Origin of the sequence: Pseudovibrio axinellae, from assembly GCF_900110875.1 — a bacterium.
Lineage (GTDB): Bacteria > Pseudomonadota > Alphaproteobacteria > Rhizobiales > Stappiaceae > Pseudovibrio > Pseudovibrio axinellae.
The window spans coordinates 1-3,657 of record NZ_FOFM01000059.1; the positions used below are offsets into that span (position 1 = coordinate 1).

The window sequence follows — 3,657 nt, forward strand, 5'->3', positions numbered from 1 at the left end:
TATCGCTGAAACGAGATTTCTTCATAAAATCAGTCCTCAATATGAGGTGACAATATCTCTACTTTTGAACTCGATCAATTAGCGGGGGGATTACCACTTGTGCTCCGATCAGTTACAAACGCCATCGCTTTCCACCCGAAATTATCGCTCACCCTAAAGGGGCAGGCCAGTTAACGCGCCTTGGGCACGTTGTCTCTTCCAAAGCCACCGCACCCTAAGCTTAGTTAGGTGTCTTAGATGGTTTGTCTCTGCCCTCCGGTAACTGTTCTTCGTGCGGTTCGCACCTCACTCTTTCCCTTCTGCCGTAATCAGTTGAGGCAAGGATGCTCTTGTTTGCTTGCGGGCTTGCGCCCTGATGGGGGCTAACTTAAGGGATTAAATTGCGGAATCTGCGGGAGTTTTAGCACCAACGATCTCGTACTTGTTTGCCAAACCTACTATCCGGTCTAGCTTCACGCAACTTTACTTCACCGTCTCCAGAGTAGTAGTATTCTGTAATACATTCAATGGATTAGGATAATTTTGCGACCCTATCGCTTTGCGCTCTGCTTACTTCATTCCAGATTAATTGTGTGAGCTGAAGTCCGACAGGCAGGTCCGGTAACGCAGACCAATTAGAAAAGGATGATCGAAATTCAGGAAGCATGTGATCACAATCCAAAAAAAACCGTTCATCTCGAACCTCAACTCCTTGCCGGATCGAAATAAAAGGAGCAGGAGGAGGAGCATACTTCCCCATTTGAACATCTTGGTTTTCCCAAAATTTCCCAAACAAAAGACTATGGGAGGTAAAGGTTGTTCGCAACAACGAATGCGCAATACTCAATATAGCATTTGTGCTCTGCTCTTCCTGCAGGCCTACTGGGAGAATAAGAAAAATATTCGTGCATGGGTAGGTTTGACCGTCACGACCTCTACTAATTGTATCTAACGCAGCGCGAAAACACTTTGTGTATACTTCCTCAGTGGCACGGTAAGCGTTAGCACCAGAAATTAATTCTGCCTTTGTCTCCATTTCACCTGCATCAAAAGACCGGCGTAAGTATGGGCAGAGTCTGGCCATATCTCCGTAGTAGTGTTCGACTTTGTCGAGAAAATCCAGCATCGATCAAATGATTTGTCTAATTTGAGAGGTTTATATCGTCTAGGTCGGTAGAATAGAATCTAGGCTTCATTGTTGCCTGCAAAGAACCAACACATCGCGGAACGGTAGCAGCGACATAACCGATATGCCACCACGAGTCGTTGGCAAGATTTTCCCAAACATCTCCCAACGTAGCAAACCTACAGTCATTTGGAGTACTTCTATTCCAGTTTGAATCATCAAACTTACTCAATACAAGTAGCGAACTTTCTCTAGTTCGGCTGAAGTCACTCTCGAGTTTTAACTTGGTTGGAAACAACCCTCTATCTTGGTCCGTAATTGGCCTCCCACCACGGAACGCGTCACGAAATTCAAACGGTAATTTGGGTTTCCCTTCAAGAATAACACGATTTACCGTCCAATCTTCCAAGCTCAGCAAATGGCAATAATGCCAAGCAACCGACATACCGGTCTGATCCTCGGCAAAAAATTCGTCATCGGACATACTCTCGCTGAGTGATCTGAGTTTGGTTCCACTCTGATCTAATGAGCGCATTATGACTTTGGATGGGCTTGTCATTATTTCCTCCGTTTCAAGCGGGCTGGAAAAAGAAGTTTTGAGTTAGTCTGTTTTTGGATATTGAATTTGATCTACAATCAAACACTGGACTGTGAAGTAACCTGCTGGAAAATACGACACACCGGTTAAACCGATATCCTACCTTCATTTCCACCTTCCAAATATCTGTATCGTGATCTATTCCGGTTCCGCTAATTACGCCGTCTACGTTTAGGACTTCTTTGGAGATGAACCTCTGATATTCGCCATCCTTCGTCGGGTTATAACCGCAATCCCGCATCTTTTTACTGATGTTTGCATCGGGAAGTGTTGGGATGTGACACAAGCCAGTTTCTCTGTGCCTGTAGAAAAAAGTTCCGCCACCAACGTCTTGAGAGTCATGCTCTAGGTAACAAACGGCGACCAGAACGCAGTCGTCATCAATGTGCGGTATTTTCTGTTTTTGGTTAGACTTATCAATTTGTGATATGTTGATTTTTGTAAAGACGACTGGCCGCTTGATATAGTTCTTTATGAAGGAGTATCGAGGCAAGTGTTTTGTTATGGCGTCGACAAGCCTCTTTTCCGCGTTTCTTGCAGATACTGAGATCAGAGCACGCTCGCCAGGATAGTTTTTGTACTGCCTGTTGGAATGACTGAGATCATAGTTTAGTTCTAATGCCAATTTGCGGATTGCGGCTGGATCAGCGTAAAAGTCGTCGAAGACGATCAACGGTTCTCCGTCGATATCGAAATAGGTAGCTTGCGTTTCGTCTTTTGTGTTGAACAGGTTGAGCGAAAACGGACAATCTGAGTTTGATGCCGGCGCACTAAGCCTAGTTCCTTCGTCTTCAGAAACCCTCTGCGAAGCGAGCGACATCATTTTTTCTCTTTGCTAGGCTTATCAACTGTTGGAACCTTTTTAGACGGCTTCTTATCTAGGTAACTCTCATCCGGTTCCTCGACCCGGGGAAAGATTGCGATGCAATTATGGGTTGCCGAACAAGTCCATGAAGCAACTACTTCACCTGTATCTCGATAGTGGCTCAGCGCGCCCACGTTGATATCACCACTTATGGATGCAAACCACAAATCAGGGAGTGGTCCAAACTCGCGCTCATACGCCTCGACGAAGTTCACCGTCCCCTTGCCTGATCCCTCAGTGTGCGGAACAATGAAGCCGCATGAACTTATACTAAACTTTTCGTACTCTTTTTGATTTTCCAACAGCTCATGCCAGGCCGCATCAATAAACTCCGAGAACATCTCTATGTGTATGCCTCTGGCGGCTAATTTGAACACCTTTTGTAATTCGGCCTTTGCATTCAGTTGAATCCCGTGCGGCATCACGCTTCTCCTGAGAATTTGTAAATTAATGTGCTGCAAAATATGTAAATACCAACATGGAGCGTGTCATGATGAAGATCTAAGATCAACTCCTGCAAACAGGCAGTAGTAATGTGGGCAATGGACTAGAATTGCGTGCAGCTAGACCGAATAGTAGGTATGCAACTATGAACAAGATCGTTGGTCTTAAAACTCCCGCAGCTTCCCAAATTTAATCTCTTAAGTTAGCGCCTATGAGGCGCAGCCCACTTAAGTAATCGAAGTTTTAGATTTGAATATTTTTCACTCCTCAGCCACAGCAGGATCACCAAAAACCGCTGTAGGGAGATCGATGGCGCCTTGTTGCAGGGGGCGTGAATAGCTTACAGAACTCCCAAACCCGTCAATTCAGGTCATGAGATTGCTTCGAACGCGGGCCTGCCGAGTTCGGTTATTGTGTTGAGTATGCGAACGCCAATCTTTGTTTCGGTCCTCTGATTGTTAAAGGTGCGTGCCTTCAGTTTGTTGCCGATGACCTGTTTCCAGCGTCCCATCTGGGTTTCAATTCGCGAGCGCTGATTGTAGCCTGTTTGTTTTTGCCAGCCGAGGCGCCCTTTGTCTTTGATCGCAAGAATATGTTTATCTCGCGATGACGGATTCCGGTCAGCCTCAGGACTTAAAACAGCTG

General features: G+C 45.7%; 4 protein-coding genes and 1 pseudogene. All 5 read right to left on the reverse strand.

Features of this window, described 5'->3' with window-relative positions; translation table 11 throughout:
• Nucleotides 1-511: 511 nt before the first annotated feature.
• Nucleotides 512-1,105, reverse strand: a complete 594-nt coding sequence (locus tag BMZ51_RS23300; protein WP_068008553.1) for a DUF6875 domain-containing protein — start codon at nucleotides 1,103-1,105, stop codon at nucleotides 512-514.
• Between the two features lie 16 nt (nucleotides 1,106-1,121).
• Nucleotides 1,122-1,664, reverse strand: coding sequence for a DinB family protein (locus tag BMZ51_RS23305; RefSeq protein ID WP_068008551.1), 543 nt, complete (start codon nucleotides 1,662-1,664; stop codon nucleotides 1,122-1,124).
• 13 nt (nucleotides 1,665-1,677) lie between these two features.
• Nucleotides 1,678-2,526, reverse strand: coding sequence for a DUF6445 family protein (locus tag BMZ51_RS23310; protein ID WP_068008549.1), 849 nt, complete (start codon nucleotides 2,524-2,526; stop codon nucleotides 1,678-1,680).
• Complete coding sequence (locus BMZ51_RS23315) at nucleotides 2,523-2,990, reverse strand: hypothetical protein (protein ID WP_068008545.1); 468 nt, start codon at nucleotides 2,988-2,990, stop codon at nucleotides 2,523-2,525. Before BMZ51_RS23315 ends, BMZ51_RS23310 begins: the two co-directional genes overlap by 4 nt.
• Before the next feature lie 392 nt (nucleotides 2,991-3,382).
• Nucleotides 3,383-3,657: pseudogene (locus BMZ51_RS24210) on the reverse strand (IS5 family transposase); the annotation flags it as partial.